Genomic DNA, 18,888 nt, shown 5'->3' with positions numbered 1-18,888 from the left:
CCAGGCGGCGCCGGCTCGGCCGACCTCTCGTGACGGACTTGAGCAGTCGTGTCGGGTTGTGGGGGAAACACCGCCCAGGGTCTCGGAGAAGGTCGCCCGCCGTGTGACATCCGTTGCGTTCCGCACAGCCGAGTGCCACACTGCCGGACGCGAAACCACCCGATCAAACATATGGCAACAGACCTCAACACCGCTTGCGGTCAAGCCGGTTGCCGCAATGGAGGTGGGGATGATCCGGAGACTCCTCGCAGTGTGCGCCGCCGTCGTGCTGACGGTCGGGCCGGCCCTCGGTACCGGTGCCACCGCGAGCGCGGCGCCGCCGGCCGCGGCGGCCAGGAGCGCCCCGGCCGGCGATGCGCACTCGGCGCACTCGGTCACCTACGACGGCTATTCGTTCATGATCGACGGCAAGCGGACCTATCTGTGGTCCGGGGAGTTCCACTACTTCCGGCTGCCGAGCCAGGACCTGTGGCGGGATGTACTGGAGAAGATGAAGGCGGCCGGCTTCAACTCCGTCTCGCTCTACTTCGACTGGGGCTACCACTCGCCGGCTCCGGGCGTCTACGACTTCACGGGCATCCGCGACGTGGACGAACTCCTCGACATGGCCGACGAGTTGGGCCTCTACGTGATCGCACGGCCCGGCCCGTACATCAATGCCGAGGTGGACGGCGGCGGCTTCCCCGGCTGGCTGTCGGCGAAACCCGGCAGCACCCGCACCAGCGATCCCGACTACCTGAAGTACTCCGACGAGTGGCAGACCCGGATCGACCGGATCATCGCCCGGCACCAACTCACCAATGGCACCGGGTCCGTGATCCAGTACCAGGTGGAGAACGAGTACTACGACGGCAGCGCCGCCGGCCGGACGTACATGAAGCACCTGGAGGACAAGGCCACCGCCGACGGGATCACCGTGCCGCTGGTCGGCAACGACAACGGCACGTTCAACGCCGGGGACGCCGCCCTGGACGTCGACGGCGCCGACTCCTACCCGCAGGGCTTCAACTGCTCCGATCCCAGCCGGTGGAGCGGCGTGCCCGACATCTCCTACGACCACCCGCCGAAGAAGCCGCTGATCGCACCGGAGTTCCAGGGCGGCGCCTTCGACCCGTGGGGCGGCCCCGGCTACGACAAGTGCGCCCAGCTCATCAACGACAAGTTTGCCGACGTCTTCTACAAGCACAACATCGCGGTCGGCGCGACCGAGCAGAACTTCTACATGACCTACGGCGGCACCAACTGGGGCTGGCTGGGCATGCCGCAGAACTACACCTCGTACGACTACGGGGCGGCCATCCGCGAGAACCGGCAACTGGATCCCAAGTACTCCACGGACAAGCTGATCGGGTACTTCACCCAGGCACTCACCCCGCTGACCAAGACCGACCCGCTGGCCCCGGCGCCCACCGACAACGCGAAGATCGTGGACACCGCCCGCGGCAACCCGGACACCGGCACCCAGTTCCATGTGCTGCGCCACTCCGACTCCACGTCGAACGACAAGGACTCCACGCACCTCACCCTCGACCTCGGCGCGCACTCCCGCTACACCTACGACGACCGCGACAAAGCGCTTACCTACCAGGGCAGTTGGTCGCACGTCGGTGCGGAGCAGTCGTACACCGGTGGCGACTACCAGCACACCCAATCCTTCTCCGACACCGCGGGCGACAGCGCGAGCGTCGACTTCACCGGAACCAGCGTGACGTTCATCAGCAACCTCGCCGCCAACCACGGCAAGGCCGACGTCTACCTGGACGGCACCAAGGTCAAGACCGTCGACCTGTACGGGGCGACGGGCCGGAGCCAGTACGTCGCCTACCAGGTGAGCGGGCTCACGTCCGGCCCGCACACGCTGAAGATCATCGTCGCCGGGAACGGGTTCGTGCCCGTCGACGCCATCGACGTCCGCACCGGCAGCACGCCCACCGCCCCCGTCTACACCGTCCCGCAGCAGCCGGGCACCGCCCTCACCCTCGACGGCCGGGCCTCGAAGACCATCGTCGCGGACTACGACCTCGGCGGGAACAAACTCCAGTACTCCACCTCCGAGATCATGACCGACGCGCTCATCGGCGACCGCGAGGTCGCCGTGCTCTACGGTGACAAGGGCTCCGACGGCGAGACGGTGCTCAACTACCGCACCCGGCCCGAGGTCACCTCGGCCGGCGGCACGGTGGAATCGACCTGGGACCCGGCGACGGGCGACCTGCGGCTCGACTACCGGCACACCGGGCTCACGCGGGTCCGGATCAGCGGCGGCGGCCACCCGCTGCTCCTGCTGCTGGCCGATACCGGCACGGCCAAGACGTTCTGGCGGCAGGACACCTCCAGCGGGCCGGTGCTGGTGCGCGGCACCCACCTGGTGCGCGGCGCCGCCACGCACGGGGACCGGCTCGACCTGACCGGTGACACCGGCGACGACGGAGCCGTCGAGGTGTTCAGCGACGCCACCTCGATCAGCTGGAACGGCACCCCGATCGCCACCCGGCCGACCGGCACCGGCAGCCGGGCGGGCACCCTGCCGACCGCCAAGCCCGTCACCCTGCCCGCGCTGACGAACTGGAAGCACACCGAGGAGTCACCCGAGGCGCGGCCCGGATTCGACGACTCCACCTGGCAGGTGGCCGACAAGACCACCACCCACAGCATCACCACTCCGGGTTCGAACGGCCCGGTACTGTTCGCCGACGACTACGGTTTCCACACCGGAAGCACCTGGTACCGGGGCCGCTTCACCGGCACCGGCAAGGAGACCGGCATCACCCTGTCCACGCAGAGCGGCGGGGGCGCGGCGGCCTCCTCGGTCTGGCTCAACGGCGTCTTCCTGGGCAGTTCCACCAAGGACGGCCAGCAGACCTACACCTTCCCCGAAGGGGTGGTGAAGAACGGCGCGGACAACGTCGTGTCGGTGCTGACGGTCGACATGGGCCACGAGGAGGACTACACCCCGCACAGCGGCAACAAGGCCGCACGGGGCCTGACCGGCGCCACCCTGCTGGGTACCGCCTTCAACAGCCTCACCTGGCGGCTCCAGGGAGTGCGCGGCGGGGAGAGCCCGGTCGACCCGGTGCGAGGTCCGCTGGCCACGGGCGGGCTGTACGGGGAGCGGGCCGGCTACATGCTGCCGGGCTACCCCACGGGCGGCTGGAAGCCCGTCACCCTGCCCGCCACCGACCCCACTCCGGGCGTCTCCTGGTACACCACCGACGTCTCCCTCCAGCTGCCCGAGGGCCAGGACACCTCCGTGGGCGTGCGGCTCGACGACAACCCCTCCCGCAAGTACCGCGCCGAGATCTACGTCAACGGCTGGGACATGGGCAACTACGTCAACTACCTCGGTCCGCAGCACAGTTTCCCCGTACCGAACGGGGTGCTGAACCCGCACGGCCGTAACAAGATCGCCATCGCGGTCTGGAACCTGGACGGCACCACCGGCGGCCTGGGCAAGGTCAGCCTGGTGAACTACGGCAGTTACGCCTCCTCGCTGAAGGTCGCGCAGAACGACGGCCCCGGCTACGACAAGAGGCGTTACGCCATGCCGAAGGCCCCGCTGACGACGGTCGCCCTGCACGTGCCCGGCATGATCGGCGGGGGCCGGAAGTTCACCGCGACCGCCACCGTCGGCGTGCCGGCGGGCGGGCCCACCGCGCGGGACGTGACGGCCCGGCTCGACCTGCCGGACGGCTGGAAGGCGAGCGGCACCTCCACGCCACCGGTCGTGCGCAGCGTCCACGGTGGCTCCTCGGCCACCCTCAGCTGGGAGGTCACCGCCCCGGCGACCGTGCCGAGGACGAGCGCCCTGCGCGTCGTCACCCACCAGACGCAGGGCGGCAGCCGCACCACGGCGTCCGACGAACGCACACCGGGTGCCGTACCGCAAGCGCCGACCGGTGTCCGGCAGGTCAGCGATCTGGAGTTCCTGTCCGCGAGCAACGGCTGGGGACCTGTCGAACGCGACCAGAGCGTCGGCGGCACCGCGAGCGGCGACGGCACTCCACTGAAACTCGGCGGCACCGTCTACGCCAAGGGCCTGGGCACCAACTCGCCCAGTGACGTGGCCGTCTATCTCGGCGGGAAGTGCAGCAGGTTCACCGCCACGGTCGGCGTCGACAACGGCGATCCCGGCACCGTCACCTTCGGCGTCGGGCTGGACGGCAAGGCGCTGACCACCACCCCGGTCCTCAAGGGCGGCTCGGCCCCGGTCGCCATCGACGTCCCGGTGACCGGCGGCCAGGTCCTCGACCTGTCGGCCGGCGACGCCGGTGACGGCAACGATCACGGCGACTGGGCGGGAGCGGAGCTGACATGCGACTGAGCCACCGATCCCCGAGGAACCGCACGGTATGGGCCGCGGTCGCGGCCACGGCCGCCGTGCTGCTCGCCCCCGCGACCGCGTCGGCCGCGCACGAGGCGACCCTCACCCCCACCACCACGCTCGGGACCCCACAGGTGGTGCCCGTCCCCGACAACCCGGTCCGGTGGTACGCGAACGACTCGACCTTCCCCTACCTGCCCAACGCGCAGGGAACGGCGAACCTCACGTTCTGGGTCGACGGCGACGACTACCGCAGCACCGGGCGGACCCTGGACACCATGGGCCCGATCAGTCCCACCACGCCCGTGCTGACGGCCGGCCCCCGCGGGACGTTCGACGGCAACGGCGCATGGCTGTCGTCGGCGCAGCGGGACCCGCACGACCCCAAGGGCACGATCTACGGCTTCTACCACGCCGAGAACCACGTGTTCGCGGACGGCGGCTACGGCGAGTGGAACTCCACCGGCCTCGCGACGTCCACCGACGACGGTGTCACCTGGACCAAGCGGGGGCGGATCATCGGCACGCCCCAGCCCGCCGCGCACACCTCCGGCGGTGTCGAGGCCAACTCGGTGATCTACGACCAGGTGGGCAAGCAGTGGCTGGCGATCGGGCACGGCACCGGCTTCGTCTCGACGGACCCCGGCGCCGCTCCCGGCACCTGGAAGGGCTGGAACAAGGGGTCGTTCAGCACACCGGTGCCCTCCACCTCGGCCTCCCCGCCGCTGGAGGCGCTGCCGGGCCTGACGACGAACATGGCCACCGACAACATCACCTGGAACACCTACCTGAAGCGCTATGTGATGGTGTGGCAGGCCTGGGGCCAGACCACCGGCGTGCAGATCACGACCAGCCCCGACGGGGTGCACTGGGACCCGTCCCGGCAGCTGTTCGGCGTGGACTCCTCGCACCGCGTCAACTACGCCCAGATCATCGGAGTGTCGAGCAGCCAGGCCGGGCAGGACGCGCTGCTGGTGTACGAGCAGTGGCCGCCCGCCGAGGGGCGCGAGCGCGACATGATCGAGCGCCCGATCCACTCCGGCACGACGGCCGCCGCGCACCGGGAGTGATCCCGGCGGGCGGCGTCCGCCCCTGAGCGCGCGCCGTGGCGGTACGCACGGCGACAACCGCGACCGCCACCGCGCGACACCGCGTCCCCGACGGCACCTGACAGCCGTCGGGGACGCCGGTGCTCCGTACGGCGCACGCTCCCGTTTCCATGCGTACGCATATTTTGTGTACGACGATCTCGAACTCACCGACCACCCCGAGCCCCGCGTCGCCCCCGGTGAGGTGCTGATCCGGGTGAAGGCCGCCGGGGTGAATCCGGTGGACTGGAAACTGGGCGAGGGCCGGCTGGACGCGCTGATCGAGAGCCGGTTCCCCCAGATCCCCGGCTGGGACGTCGCCGGTGTCGTCGAGCGGGTCGGCTTCGACGCCCCCGAGTTCGCCGTCGGCGACGAGGTCTTCGGCTACATCCGCAAGGACACGGCGCAGCTCGGCACCTACGCCCAGCAGGTCTCGGCGCACGTCCGCATGCTGGCCCGCAAGCCCGCCGCCCTCTCCTGGGAGCAGGCCGCCGGTCTGACCGCGTACCAGTCGCTGGAGCGGGTGGGGGTGCGCGCGGGCTGGACCGTACTGATCCACGCCGCCGCCGGCGGGGCCGGCGTGCTCGGGGCCCAGCTCGCCCTGGCCCGCGGCGCCCGCGTGATCGGCACGGCGAGCGAACGCAACCACGCCTTCCTCCGCGACCTGGGCGTCGAGCCGGTGACCTACGGCGAGGGCCTGGCGGACCGGGTGCGCGCCCTGGCACCCGAGGGGATCGACGCCGCGCTGGACTTCGTCGGCGGCGAGGCGCTGGAGGTGTCCCTGAGCCTGCTCGACCGCCCGGAGCGGCTGGCGTCGATCGTCGAACCCGAAGCGGCTGCCCGCGGCGGCCACTACGTATGGGTACGCGCCGACTCCGCCCACCTCGCCGAACTGGGCCGCCTGGCCGACGAGGGCCGCCTGACGGTGCCCGTCGACCGGACCCTGCCGCTGGAGGACGCCGCCGAGGCCTGGCGCCTGAGCACACAGGGACGCACCCGCGGCAAGCTGATCCTGACGATCGACCAGGACGGATCGACGACCGACTGATCCGGACGGGACCGGCTAGGCGAGCCTGCCCAGCCGGACCAGTCCCACCCAGGTTTCCGGGCCCGGCTGGGTGTAGGCGGCGCGCACGGTGTACGAGCCCGCGGCGAGCGGCACCCGCAGGTGCTCCTGCCGGTCCGCCTCGGCGCCCGGCCAGGCGGAGTCGAACAGGACGACGGGGCCCGGCACCTCCCAGCGCAGCTCGTGCTCCCACACCGCGGTCTCCAGCGCGGCGGGGACCCGGGCCAGCAGGTCGCGCTCGGAGTCCGCGGCGGACCAGCGTACGAAGGTGGTGTGCTCCGGCAGGTAGGAGGTGGCGGCCGGTTCGTCGCCGAGGACGAGGGCCGCGCTGTCGCCGACCGGGAGCAGCCCGGCGTAGCCGGGGACCTCACAGGCCCGGTCGTAGTCCGTGTCCAGCTCCTCGCTGTCGGCGCCCGCCCAGAACGGCAGGACCACCTCCGGAACGGCGATCAGGGGGCCGCCGCCCGACTCCACCCACTCCAGCACTCCGCGATCTTCAAACCGAGCCATGGGCGAAGAACCTACACGCCCGCACGGAGACCACCGAACTGGCCCCAGGCGGGCGGCGGTTGGAGCAACGGAATCAGGCCGCGCCCGCCACCGCGGAGGCTTTGACGATCGCTGCGGGCAGTGTGTGCACGGACGCGCCGTCGAGTTCGAGCAGTGCGCGCGCGAAGGCTTACATGTGTGGCGCCGCGCCGCTCAGACGCCCCGCGTCCGCAGCGTCGAACCCGTCCGGTCCTTGAGGACCTCCAGTTGGGCGTGGATGCGGCGGCGCAGGTCGGGGACGTGGCTGACGATGCCGACGCTGCGGTCGCGTTCGCGCAGGCCGTCGAGGACGTCGAGGACCTCGTCCAGGGTCTGGTCGTCCAGGCTGCCGAAGCCCTCGTCGATGAAGAGGGTGTCCAGGCGCACCCCGCCGGCCTCCTCGGTGACGACGTCGGCGAGGCCGAGGGCGAGCGCGAGGGAGGCGAAGAAGGTCTCGCCGCCGGACAGGGTGGCGGTGTCCCGCTCGCGGCCGGTCCAGGCGTCCACGACATGCAGCCCGAGCCCGCTGCGACCACGTCCGCTGCGGTCGTCGGAGTGCACGAGGGTGTAGCGGCCGGAGGACATCCGCTGGAGCCGGGCGGTCGCGGCGGCGGCGACCTGTTCGAGGCGGGCGGCGAGCACGTACGACTCCAGGCGCATCTTGCGCTCGTTGTCGGCGGAGGTGCCCGCGGTGAGGGCGGCCAGCCGGGCGACGCGGTCGTACTCCTCGCGCAGCGGGGCCAGTTGACGCACGGCCGCGGTCGCGCGGGCGGAGAGGCGGTCCAGTTCGGCGCAGCAGCGGGCGGCGGCGTCGCGGGCGGAGGCGGCCGTCCGCAGCCGGTGCTCGGCCGCGGCGGCGGCCCGCTCGGCGTCGGCCGGGTCGGCGGGCGGGCGCCGGGCCGCGGCCACGGTGTCGGGCTCGGCCAGTACGGCGCGTACGGCGGCCTCCTCCGACTGCCGGGCGTCCAGCCGGTGCTGGAGTTCGCGGTGGGCCGCGTCGGTGAGCAGGGCGTCGGCCGCCTCCCGGGGCGTGGCGAAACCGGCCCGGTAGGCGGCGTCCGCGAGCCGGGCGTCGGCGGCCTTGAGGCGCTGCGCGGCGTCCTCGGCGGCGCGTACCGCGTCGGCGGCCTCGGTGAGCAGGGCCGCCCGCCGCTCCAGCTGGGCGGCGCGCGCGGCCACGCTGTCGGCGGTGCCGCGCGCCTGCGCCAACTCGGCTTGCAGTTGGGCCTGTTCGCGCTCCAGTGCGTCGCGCCGGGTGAGGCGGGAGGCGGCCCGGACGCCGCCCTGCTGCCGGTCGGCGAGGCGCCGTTCGCGCTCCTGCTCGGCGCGCCGCAGCTCCTCGCGGGCGGCGTGCAGGGCGGAGGCGGCGCGGTGGGCGCGGGCGTACTCCTGCTCCAATTCGGCCGTCTCGGCTTCGAGTTGTGCGGTGGGTGTCTCGCCGGCCTCGGCGGTGGCGACGGCCAGGGCCTTGCCGACCTCGCCGAGCTGCCGCTCCTCGTCGGCGTGCTGCCGGTCGGCCTCCCGGGAGGCGGTGTGGGCGCGTTCCTCGGCCGCGCGGTCCACGTGTCCGGCGTCCTTGCGGGCGGGCGCGGGGTGTTCGGTGGCGCCGCAGACCGCGCAGGGCGCGCCGTCGGTGAGGTGGGCGGCGAGTTCGGCGGCGATGCCGTCGAGGCGCTGCTCCTTCAGGTCGAGCCAGTGGGCGCGGGCGTCCAGGGCCCGCTGCGCGGCCTCCCGGACGCGTCGCCGGGCCGTCTCCAGGTCGCCGGTGAGGGTGTCGCGGGTGCGGGCCGCGGCCAGGCGGTGCCGCATCGGCTCGCGGCGGACGGCGAGTTGTTCGGCGCGGGTGGCGGCCTCCTGGGCGGTGTCGATGCGCGCCTGGAGGGCCGTACGCATGTCCTCCCAGCCCTCCAGCCATGCCTCGGCCTCGCGCAGCGCGTCCTCGTCGGCGCGTTCCTGCCGGTCCAACGCGGCGCGTTCCACGGCCAGTTCGGCAAGGCGTCGCTCGGCGCGCCGGGCGGCGTCGAGGCCGCCCAGCTCCTCGGCGGCGCGGCGCGCGGCGGCGGCGAGTCCGCCCGCGTCGGCGCCGTCGAGGGGCGGGGGCAGCGGACCGCGGGCGCGGGCCTCGGCGGCGGTGGCCGCGCGGTGTTCCCGCTCGGCCTCCTCGCGCAGCTCCAGCGCGGGCGCGACCGCCTCGGCCTTGCGGGAGCGGTCCATGCGCTCCTGGTCGGCATGGTGCTCGGCGGCCCGCTCCCGGAGGCGTTCGGCCCGTCGCCGCGCCTCGGCGAACCGGTTCTGGAGGCGGGCGAGTTCGCGGATGCCGTCCAGGGTGCGGCGGGCGGCGGTGTGGGCGGACTCGGCGGCGGTGAGTCGGCTCTCCGCGACGGCGAGGCGTTCCCTGGCGGTGCTGCGGGCGACGGCGGCGGCGCCGAGCACGGCCTCGGCCAGGCCGGGCTCGCCCGGCGCCAGCTCGGGCAGCTCCATGGCGTCGCCGGCCTCCTGCTGCATGCGGTGGGCGTCGGCGAGCAGGGCCGCGTCGCCCTCGCGCACCCGTGCCTCGGCGGCGCGGCGGCGTTCGGCGAGCCGCTTCTCCACGTCGGCGAAGCGCTGGGTGTCGAAGAGGCGGCCCAGCAGCCGCCCGCGCGCCTCGGCGTCGGCGCGCAGGAAGCGGGCGAAGTCCCCCTGGGGCAGCAGCACGACCTGGCAGAACTGCTCGCGGCTCATGCCGAGCAGCTGCTCGAACTCGGCACCGATCTCCTGGTGCGAGCGGCTGAGGTCCTTCCAGGCGCCCGCCGTGGCGTCGTACTCGCGCAGCCAGGTCTGGGCCTTGTCGACGGTGGTGCCCTTGCCGCGCAGCTTGGGCCGCTCCCGGGGCGGCTGCCGGGTGACCTCCAACCGGCGTCCGGCGACGGTGAGTTCGAGGCGGACCTCGGTGCGGGTGCGGGGGTCGGCGTGGTCGCTGCGCAGGTTCATGCCCTGGCCCGCGCCGCTCTGGCGGGCGCCGGGGACGGAGCCGTACAGCGCGTAGCAGACGGCGTCCAGGACGGAGGTCTTGCCCGCGCCGGTGGGGCCGTGCAGCAGAAAGAGCCCGGCGGCGGACAGGGCGTCGAAGTCGATGCTCTGGGCGTTGCCGAAGGGTCCGAAGGCGGTGATGTCGAGCCGGTGCAGCCTCACTTGGCCACCTCCCGGACGGCGGCGTCGGCGCGGACGGCGTCGAACGCCTCGCGCAGCACGGCCGCCTCCCGCTCGTCGGGACCTGCGCCCCGGACGTGGGCGAGGAAGTCCTGGGCGATCTGCTGGTCGCTGCGGCCCGCGAGGCGCCGGGCGTAGGAGAGCCGGGGGTCGTCGGGAGCGCGTTCGGGGGCGAAGACCAGGCTCAGGGTGTGCGGGAAGCGCTCGGTGAGCCTGGCCATCGGCTCGGGTGGGCGGACGGCGTCGGTGAGGGTGGCCTCGACCCAGGCGTCGGCGTGGCGCTCCAGGTCCGGGTCGGCGAGCAGCTCCTCCAGGGTGCCGCGGATGCGGGCCAGCGGGCGGGGCACCGGGCAGTCGAGGCGCTCGGCAGTGACGGCGCCGTCGGCGGCGAGGTCGATCAGCCACATGCTCTTGCGGTGGTCGGCCTCGGAGAAGGAGTAGGCGAGCGGGGAGCCGGAGTAGCGGACCCGCTCGGTGAGGGTCTGGCAGCCGTGCAGATGGCCGAGGGCCACATAGTCGGCGCCGTCGAAGATCGCGGCCGGTACGGCGGCGACCCCGCCGACGGTGATGTCCCGCTCGCTGTCGCTGGCCCGGCCGCCGGTGACGAAGGCGTGCGCGAGGACGACGCTGCGGGTGCCCGCGGGGCGGGTCGCGAGGTCGGCGCGGACCCGGTCCATGGCGGCGGCGAGGACGGCCTCGTGTCCGGCCTTCGTGACCCCGAACTCGTCTTTCACCAGGGCGGGTTCGAGGTACGGCAGCCCGTAGAAGGCGACCTCGCCGTGGGCGTCGGCGAGCAGCACCGGGGTGGCGACGGCGGACGGCTCGGTGCGCAGATGGATGCCGGCGCGGTCGATGAGTCCCGCGCCGACGCCGAGGCGGCGGGCCGAGTCGTGGTTGCCCGAGATCATCACCGTGGGCACGCCCAGCTCGGCGAGGCGGTGCAGGGCGTCGTCGAACAGCTCGACGGCGGCCAGCGGGGGCACCGCCCGGTCGTACACGTCTCCCGACACGACCACCGCGTCCACCTCGCGCTCGCGCACGGTGGCCACGAGGTGTCCGATGAACGCGGCCTGGGCCCCGAGCATGCTCACCCGGTGGAAGGCCCGGCCGAGATGCCAGTCGGACGTATGCAGGAGTCTCATGGCTCCCGAGAGTATCGGCCGGGTGTGACAACGCGGCCGGCTCAGCCGAACCGCCCGTCATGCCCGGTGCACCACGAGGGCGTTATGTCCCTTTTACCCGCCCTGCCGGATGCCCCCGAGCACCCGCCCCTCAGGCGTCCCCGTACGCCTCGCCGCCCAGCTCGAAGGCGGCCGTGCCCGCCGTCGCGTCGGCGAGCCACCCCCGGAAGGCTTCCACATCGGCGTCCGGCAGGCCGATCTCCAGGGCGACGGCCTCGCCGTAGCGGACGTCGCGGACCTCGCGGCCGGTGGCGCGCAGTTCGTTCTGGAGTTTTCCCGCGCGCTGGTGGTCGACGGTGACCGTGGCCAGCCGGAAGCGGCGCCGGGTGCGGGTGCCGAGGGTGTCCAGGGCCTCGCCCACGGCGCCGCCGTAGGCGCGGATGAGTCCGCCGGCGCCGAGCTTGACGCCGCCGTAGTAGCGGGTGACGACGGCGACGACGTACCGCATGTCGCGGCGCAGCAGCATCTGGAGCATGGGGACGCCGGCCGTGCCGCCCGGTTCGCCGTCGTCGCTGGCCTTCTGCACGGAGGCGTCGGCGCCGATGACGTACGCCCAGCAGTTGTGGGTGGCGTCGGCGTGTTCCTTGCGGACGGCCGCGATGAAGTCCTGCGCCTCCTGCTCGGTGGCGGCCGGGGCGAGGGCGCACAGGAAGCGGGAACGGTTGATCTCGGTCTCGTGCACGCCCGCGTGGGCCACTGTGCGGTACTCGTCCTGCATCCCGCCAGCCTATGCGCAGGCGCCGACAGCCCTATGCGCGGGCGCCGGGGCCACCCTGGGCGCGGGCCTTGCCGCGGGGCACGGTGAACCAGGTCAGCAGGGCGGCGCCGGGTGCGAGGGCGGGCCAGCCGGGGCCGTGCCAGGCGAGGACGGCGAGCGCGGAGGTGGGAAACTTGGCGCGGACCCGCTCCAGGCTGTCGTCCAGGCCGTCCCCGGCCAGCGCCAGGACGAGGTCCTCCAGGCCCGGACTGTGCCCGACGACGAGCAGCGTCTTCGCCTCGGGCGGACTCTCGCGTACGACCTCCAGCAGGTCCGGTACGCCGGCCTCGTACAGCCGGGGTTCGTAGCGCACCCGCGGCGGCGTGCCCCATTCGCCGGAGGCGAGCTGCCAGGTCTGGCGGGCGCGTACGGCGGTGGAGCACAGGGCGAGGTCGGGCAGCAGGTCGGCCCCGGCGAGAACACGCCCGGCGGCGGGGGCGTCGCGCAGGCCGCGCGGCGCCAGCGGCCTGCGGTGGTCGGGCACGCCGTGGGGCCAGGCCGACTTGGCGTGTCTGAGCACGACGAGCCGGCGCAGCGGACCGGTGCCCGCGCGGTCGCTCACCCGAGGGTCCCGAGGTCGCGGGTGAGTTCGAGGGCGAGCAGCCGGTCGGCGTAGGCGAACGTCTCGAACCGGGCGCCGTCGGCCACCGCGGGATCGGCCGCGGCCCGCGCCAGCGCCGCCAGCACGCCCGGCATGTCCAGGTCGTCCTCCCACGCCCCCGTGAGCCGCTCGCGCACCGCCTCCGGCACGGGCCGCGAGGGCCGGCGCGCCCATCCGGCCACGTCCCGCCGCCATCCGGCCAGCCGCTCGGCGGCCCGGATCAGGGCGGCCTCGTCCAGCGTGGCGGTCTCCCCGTGGGGGACGGAGAGCAGGGCGAGGCGCAGGGCGGTCGGGTCGGCGAGGAGGTCCGACAGCGGGGCCCCCGGCTCGCCCGCCCACACCACCGGCGCCACGGCCACCACCGGCCCCTCGGCACCGGCCGGGTCCTCCTCCCCCGCCGTCACCCGCACGACGCCCGCCTCGGCGAACCCCGGCCCGCGCGCCTCCTCGAAGGGGCGGACGGCGAGGGCGTCGGCGGCGGTGCGCAGTTCCGGTGCCTGGCCAAGGGCGGTCGGCCAGGCCTGGAGCCCGTTCAGTTCGAGGGCGCGGGCGAGGAGGTCGGCGGTCAGCAGCACCCGCAGGGACGTGAGATCGGGTCCGGGGGCACGGGCCTCGATGCGGGTCAGGCCGCGGCGGGCGGGCGTGGCGGCGACGGGCTCACCGGTTCGGGCGTCGAGGATGCGCAGCACGGGGCCGAGCGTAGGCGCGCGCGGGCCCGTGCGCTGGCACCGCGCGCCGATTCCGGTCACCGTGGCGGGGTAGGCGGACGGGAATCAGCGCTTCCGGGGGCCTGTTGACGGCATCGGAAATCACCACGCAGGAGGCGGACGTGTACGACGAAGAGGCGGCGATTCGCAGGATTCTGACCGAACGGGGCGATACCTGGGCGGTGGTCGGACTGTCCGGCAATTCCGCCCGGCCCGCGTACCGCGTGGCCCGGATGCTCCAGCGGTACGGCAAGCGGATCGTGCCGGTGCACCCGAAGGCGGAGACGGTGCACGGCGAACAGGGCTACGCCTCGCTCGCGGACATCCCCTTCGACGTCGACGTGGTGGACGTCTTCGTCAACAGCTCGCTGGCGGGCGCGGTGGCCGACGAGGCGGTGGCGAAGCGCGCGAAGGCGGTCTGGTTCCAGCTCGGCGTCGTCGACGAAGCGGCTTGCGATCGCACCCGCGCGGCCGGTCTGGACATGGTCATGGACCGCTGCCCGGCGATCGAAATTCCACGCCTGCCCTAGTGTCAGAACTTCTTCATCACAATTCCGTGGTGAATATTGACATTCGGCAGTAGCCTCTGAGCTGTGAAAACCCTGTCCCCAAGATGGACAAGATCCTGGGTCAAGATTTGGTAAGCAGTCTTTTGCCGACGAGGAAACCGTTCCTAGCCTGTGGCCTCCCTCCCCGTTAAAACTGCGTTTACGATCTGAGAGGCCACTTGCATGACGAAAGTCGATCAGGCTGCACCGGTAGCCACGAGTGAGTCCGGGGGTCTGCGCCGCGACGTCGGACTCATCGGCCTGATGTGGGCCTCCGTGGGTTCCATCATCGGCTCCGGCTGGCTCTACGGCGCCGAGAAGGCCGTCGTCATGGCCGGCCCCGCGGCGATCATCTCGTGGGTGATCGGCACCGTGGCCATCGTCCTGCTGGCGCTCGTGCACGCCGAGCTCGGCGGCATGTTCCCGGTGGCGGGCGGCACGGCGCGCTACCCGCACTACGCCTTCGGCGGCCTGGCCGGCATGTCCTTCGGCTGGTTCTCCTGGCTCCAGGCGGCCACCGTGGCCCCCATCGAGGTCGAGGCGATGATCGGCTACGCCGGTCACTGGAAGTTCGCGCAGGGCCTGCAGAACGCAGATCAGACGCTGACTGCCAGCGGAATCGTTACTGCGATCGTGCTCATGGCGATCTTCGTGGGCGTCAACTTCTTCGGCGTCCGCGCCCTGGCGCACACCAACAGCGCCGCCACCTGGTGGAAGATCGCGATCCCGCTCGCCGCGATCTTCATCATCGCCGTCGGCAACTTCCACGGCTCCAACTTCACCTCGGAGGGCTTCGCCCCGTTCGGCGCCAAGGGTGTGCTGGGCGCGATCAGCTCCAGCGGCATCATCTTCGCGCTGCTCGGCTTCGAGCAGGCGATCCAGCTGGCCGGTGAGAGCCGCAACCCGCAGCGCGACCTGCCCCGCGCCACGCTCGGCTCGGTCGCCATCGGCGCCGCGATCTACATCCTGCTCCAGATCGTGTTCGTCGCCGCGCTGCCGCACGCCTCCTTCGCGCACGGCTGGGGGAAGCTGGCGTACGCCGGCATCAGCGGCCCCTGGGCGGGCCTGGCGACCGTGGTCGGCCTGGGCTGGCTGGCCTGGGTGCTCTACGTCGACGCGATCATCTCCCCCGGTGGCACCGGCCTGATCTACACCACCGCCACCTCCCGCGTCTCCTACGGCCTGGCCAAGAACGGCTACGCCCCGAAGGCGCTCACCAAGACCGACAAGCGCGGCGTGCCGTGGATCGGCCTGATCGTCACCTTCGTCACTGGCATCCTCTGCTTCCTGCCCTTCCCGAGCTGGCAGGAGCTGGTCAGCTTCATCACCTCGGCGAGCGTGCTGATGTACGCCGGTGCCCCGCTGGCCTACGGCGTGTTCGCCGACCGCCTGCCGCACTTCGAGCGCCCCTACCGGCTGCCCGGCGGCAAGGTCATCTCGCCCCTGTCCTTCGTGGTCGCCAACCTGATCATCTACTGGAGCGGCTGGGACACCCTGTGGCGGCTGGCCTTCGCCATCCTGCTCGGCTACGTGCTGATGGGCTCCTACGCCCTGTGGGCCAACCACAAGGGCAGGCCCGACGCGCCCCGGATGGACTTCAAGGCCGCGCAGTGGCTGCCGGTCTACCTGCTGGGCATCGGCGTGATCTCCTGGCAGGGCAGCTTCGGCGTGGGCAGCCAGGGCCACATCAAGCTGTACTGGGACATCCTGGTCATCGCGGTCTTCTCCCTCGGCATCTACTACTGGGCCAAGGCCACCGCCTCCAGCACGGAGGCGATCGAGCGCAGCATCGACGAGGTCGTCGTGACGGACGCGCCGGCGCACTGAGCCGGAGCCCGTCCTGGTGCCCCGTCGGCCGTCCGCGGCTGACGGGCCACCGTCGCGTCGGGGGCCTGGGTCAGGCCACACCCAGACCTTCCAGTACGACCGCCCCCGGCAGCTCCGCGAAGACCTTGCCCGGTACCAGCAGTTTGCCGCGTCGGCGGCCGCTGCCGACCAGGACGTAGGGCAGCTCCACGACGGCGGAGTCCACCAGCAGGGGCCAGTCGGCGGGCAGTCCGATCGGGGTGATGCCGCCGTACTCCATCCCGGTCAGCCCCGTCGCCGTCTCCATCGGGGCGAACGACGCCTTGCGGGCGCCCAGTCGGCGGCGGACCGTGCCGTTGACGTCGGCTCGGGTGGTGGACAGCACCAGGCACGCGGCGAGCGTGGTCTCGCCGGCCCGCTTGGCGGCGACCACCACGCAGTTCGCCGACCGCTCGGGCAGATCGCTGCCGTAGTGCCGCACGAAGACGGCGGTGTCCGCCCACTCCGGGTCGGTGTCGACGTACAGGACGCGGTCGGCGGGGATCCCGGCGGTCCAGTTCCGCACCGCCCGCGCCACCGGCTCGGTCAGCTCGGCCAGGCAGTCGGTCACCGGGGTCGCGGTCTCGAAATCTCCGATGGGTGCGCGCATGGCCGCACGCTAACAAGGCGCGGCGGGGCGGCGCAGGGACATCTCAGTGCACGGGCGGCACCGAGACGGCCATCATCATCTCCATCGGGACCTCGCCGCGGTTGGCGTAGACATGCGGGACATCGGCCTCGAAGGTGGCGCTGGCGCCGGTCGGCACGAGGTGGTCCTCACCGTCGACCGTGAGGGTCAGCTCGCCCGCCGTGACATGGACCAGTTCCACCGTGCCGGGCGGGTGCGGCTCCGCCGGGCTCTCGTCGCCGGGCATCAGCTTCCAGTCCCACATCTCCAGCGGGCCGGGCGCCTCGGTGCCCGCGAGCAGCCGGTTGTAGCTGCCGGCGGCGGTGTGCCACAGCCGTACCGCCCGTTCGGCGGGGACGATGCGGACGCGGGGCCCGCGCTCGTAGTCGAGCAGCGTGGTGACGCTGACGCCGAGCGCGTCGCCGATCTTGACGATGGTGCCGATGCTCGGGTTGGTGCGGGCCTGCTCGATCTGGATCAGCATGCCGCGGCTGACCCCGGCGCGGGCGGCGAGCACGTCCAGGGTGAAACCGCGCACCGAACGCCAGTGCCTGACGTTGCGCGCCAGGGACTGGGTGAGCAATTCGAGGTCCGACACGTTCCGTCCGATATCCGAGATGGTTCACTTCCTTGGATGACGCGGTCCAGTTCACTGAACTACGGTGGAGCACACCCGTTCGTCCAACAAACTGTACTGCGAGGCATCGTGACGGCGTTCTTCGCCCTGACCACCAGCCTGCTGTGGGGGCTGGCCGACTTCGGCGGCGGGCTGCTGACACGGCGGACGCCGGCGCTCACCGTGGTCGTCGTCTCGCAGGCCATCGCGGCGGCCGTACTCGGCGCGATCGTCACCGCCACCGGCGCCTGGGGCGCGGCCGGGCCCCGGCTGTGGTTCGCGTTCGCGGCGGGCCTGGTCGGCCCGATCGCCCTGCTCGCCTTCTACAAGGCCCTGGCGCTCGGCCCGATGGGCGTCGTCTCGCCGCTCGCCACGCTGAGCGTCGTCGTACCGGTCGGCGTGGGCCTGTTCCTCGGCGAGCGTCCGGGGCCGCTCCAGCTCGCGGGCATCGCGGTCGCCGTCGGAGGTGTCGTCCTCGCGGGCGGCCCCCAGCTGCGGGGCGCGCCGGTGGAGCGGCGCACGGTCCTGCTGACGCTGGTCGCGGCGCTCGGCTTCGGCACGGTGTTCGCCCTGATCGCCGAGGCGTCCACCACGGTCACCGGGCTCTATCTCTCGCTGTTCGTGCAGCGGCTGACCAATGTCGCGGTGGGCGGCGCGGTGCTCGCCGTCTCCCTGCGGCGCGGCGGCACCGCTCTGCCACAGGGCGGCTTCCCCTACCGCTCGCTGCCCGCGCTGGCCTCCGTGGGCCTCGCCGATGTGGCGGCCAACGGCACCTACGCCATCGCCGCCCAGCACGGCCCGGTCACCGTGGCCGCCGTCCTCGCCTCGCTCTACCCGGTGGTGACCGCGCTGGCCGCCCGCGGCTTCCTCAGCGAGCGGCTGCGCGCCGTCCAGGCGGCGGGCGCGGGCCTCGCCCTGCTGGGCACAGTGCTGCTGGCCACCGGCTGAGGGCTCAGCCCTCGGTCTCCAGCTCGGCGAGCCGGGCCACGGCGGACTCGTCGAGAGCGGCCAGCGCCCGCAGCTGCGCCGGGGTCGCCCCGTCCGGGACCGGCACCGGGGTGGGGGTCCGCAGCGGCGGCTGCCAGCCGTCCTCGGGCGTCCAGCGCCGTACGACCCTGGCGGGAGCGCCGGCCACCACGGCATGGTCGGGCACCGTGCCGCGCACCACGGCACCGGCGGCGACCACGACGTTCCGGCCGATCCGCGCGCCCGGCAGGATCACCGCGCCGGTGCCGATCCAGCAGCCGGGGCCGATCTCCACGGGCTCCATGCGGGGCCACTGCCGGCCGATGGGCTCGTGCGGGTCGTCGTAGGAGTGGTTGGTGGAGGTGACGTAGACGTACGGCCCGAAGTAGCAGTCGCGGCCGATGGTCACCGTGGTGTCCGCGATGACATGGCTGCCGCGGCCGAGCACCACGCCGTCGCCGATGCGCAGGATCGGGTCCGGGCCGAGGTCCAGGTCGGGCATCAGGCCGGCGGTCAGGGTGACCTGTTCGGCGATGATGCAGTGGGAGCCGAGGCGGATCCAGGGTTCGCCGAAGACCGTGCCGAGCGGGAAGGCGAGCCGGGTGGCCTCGCCAATGGCGCCGAAGCGGAGGCGGCCGGGATGCTCCGCCGTGACGGAGCCGGCCCGCTGGGCCCAGGCCCAGGCCGCGTGGACGGCACGCTGGGCCAGGCCATGGCGCCAGGATGAGAACGTGTTCTTGCGCTTCGGCACGGGGTCACGTTACTCACGGGTTGCGTCCGCCGAGAGGCCGGACCGCTGTGATCTTTGCCCCACCCGTGCACGGGGCGACGGTCGGGGACGACTGCC

At 72.9% G+C, this 18,888-nt stretch carries 15 protein-coding genes; 6 read left to right on the top strand and 9 right to left on the bottom strand.

All coding sequences use genetic code 11. The features are described 5' to 3' along the window. The first annotated feature begins 229 nt into the window (after positions 1–229). From AC069R_RS14445 to AC069R_RS14435, 3 genes are all read left to right on the top strand, one after another. Positions 230–4,321 (top strand): beta-galactosidase, encoded by a 4,092-nt coding sequence (locus AC069R_RS14445; RefSeq protein WP_478767141.1) that lies wholly within the window; start codon positions 230–232, stop codon positions 4,319–4,321. After that, positions 4,312–5,391: a hypothetical protein gene (locus tag AC069R_RS14440; protein ID WP_478767140.1), complete on the top strand. Its 1,080-nt coding sequence runs from the start codon at positions 4,312–4,314 to the stop codon at positions 5,389–5,391. Before AC069R_RS14445 ends, AC069R_RS14440 begins: the two co-directional genes overlap by 10 nt. Before the next feature lie 166 nt (positions 5,392–5,557). After that, positions 5,558–6,457 (top strand): NADP-dependent oxidoreductase, encoded by a 900-nt coding sequence (locus AC069R_RS14435; RefSeq protein ID WP_478767139.1) that lies wholly within the window; start codon positions 5,558–5,560, stop codon positions 6,455–6,457. A 15-nt stretch (positions 6,458–6,472) separates the two neighbouring features. Here AC069R_RS14435 and AC069R_RS14430 read toward each other — a convergent pair whose 3' ends face one another. The 6 genes from AC069R_RS14430 to AC069R_RS14405 all read right to left on the bottom strand — a co-directional run bounded on the left by AC069R_RS14430 (position 6,473) and on the right by AC069R_RS14405 (position 13,420). Then, on the bottom strand, positions 6,473–6,985 hold the full coding sequence (locus tag AC069R_RS14430) for an immunity 21 family protein (protein WP_397987377.1): 513 nt from the start codon (positions 6,983–6,985) through the stop codon (positions 6,473–6,475). A gap of 192 nt (positions 6,986–7,177) precedes the next feature. Then, on the bottom strand, positions 7,178–10,174 hold the full coding sequence (locus AC069R_RS14425; protein ID WP_478767138.1) for an AAA family ATPase: 2,997 nt from the start codon (positions 10,172–10,174) through the stop codon (positions 7,178–7,180). Then, positions 10,171–11,334 (bottom strand): exonuclease SbcCD subunit D, encoded by a 1,164-nt coding sequence (locus AC069R_RS14420; protein WP_478767137.1) that lies wholly within the window; start codon positions 11,332–11,334, stop codon positions 10,171–10,173. Before AC069R_RS14420 ends, AC069R_RS14425 begins: the two co-directional genes overlap by 4 nt. A gap of 130 nt (positions 11,335–11,464) precedes the next feature. Continuing rightward, positions 11,465–12,091 (bottom strand): YigZ family protein, encoded by a 627-nt coding sequence (locus AC069R_RS14415; protein WP_478767136.1) that lies wholly within the window; start codon positions 12,089–12,091, stop codon positions 11,465–11,467. A 31-nt stretch (positions 12,092–12,122) separates the two neighbouring features. Then, positions 12,123–12,692, bottom strand: coding sequence for a SixA phosphatase family protein (locus AC069R_RS14410; protein WP_478767135.1), 570 nt, complete (start codon positions 12,690–12,692; stop codon positions 12,123–12,125). Next, the gene (locus tag AC069R_RS14405) at positions 12,689–13,420 is read right to left on the bottom strand and encodes a hypothetical protein (RefSeq protein ID WP_478767134.1); all 732 of its coding nucleotides are present in this window, start codon (positions 13,418–13,420) and stop codon (positions 12,689–12,691) included. The genes AC069R_RS14410 and AC069R_RS14405 overlap by 4 nt, the downstream gene beginning before the upstream one ends. Before the next feature lie 140 nt (positions 13,421–13,560). On the opposite strand from AC069R_RS14405, the gene AC069R_RS14400 reads away from it, so the two are divergent. Continuing rightward, positions 13,561–13,968 carry a CoA-binding protein gene (locus AC069R_RS14400; protein ID WP_478767133.1) on the top strand — a complete coding sequence of 136 codons (408 nt, stop codon included), beginning with the start codon at positions 13,561–13,563 and terminating at the stop codon, positions 13,966–13,968. 201 nt (positions 13,969–14,169) lie between these two features. Further along, positions 14,170–15,813, top strand: a complete 1,644-nt coding sequence (locus AC069R_RS14395; RefSeq protein WP_478767132.1) for an APC family permease — start codon at positions 14,170–14,172, stop codon at positions 15,811–15,813. A gap of 70 nt (positions 15,814–15,883) precedes the next feature. On the opposite strand, the gene AC069R_RS14390 is transcribed toward AC069R_RS14395, so the two are convergent. Next, complete coding sequence (locus AC069R_RS14390) at positions 15,884–16,441, bottom strand: YbaK/EbsC family protein (protein WP_478767131.1); 558 nt, start codon at positions 16,439–16,441, stop codon at positions 15,884–15,886. Positions 16,442–16,484: 43 nt separating this feature from the next. Next, a complete protein-coding gene (locus AC069R_RS14385) occupies positions 16,485–17,057 on the bottom strand; it encodes a helix-turn-helix domain-containing protein (protein WP_478767130.1) in 573 nt (190 codons plus the stop codon). A gap of 108 nt (positions 17,058–17,165) precedes the next feature. Here AC069R_RS14385 and AC069R_RS14380 point away from each other — a divergent pair, with 108 nt between their 5' ends. After that, positions 17,166–18,023, top strand: a complete 858-nt coding sequence (locus tag AC069R_RS14380; RefSeq protein ID WP_478767129.1) for an EamA family transporter — start codon at positions 17,166–17,168, stop codon at positions 18,021–18,023. 4 nt (positions 18,024–18,027) lie between these two features. Here AC069R_RS14380 and AC069R_RS14375 read toward each other — a convergent pair whose 3' ends face one another. Then, on the bottom strand, positions 18,028–18,792 hold the full coding sequence (locus AC069R_RS14375; protein ID WP_478767128.1) for an acyltransferase: 765 nt from the start codon (positions 18,790–18,792) through the stop codon (positions 18,028–18,030). Positions 18,793–18,888 lie beyond the last annotated feature (96 nt).

This window comes from Streptomyces sp. NPDC043952 (assembly GCF_056435325.1).
This window is presented reverse-complemented; position numbering and strand designations above follow the sequence as displayed.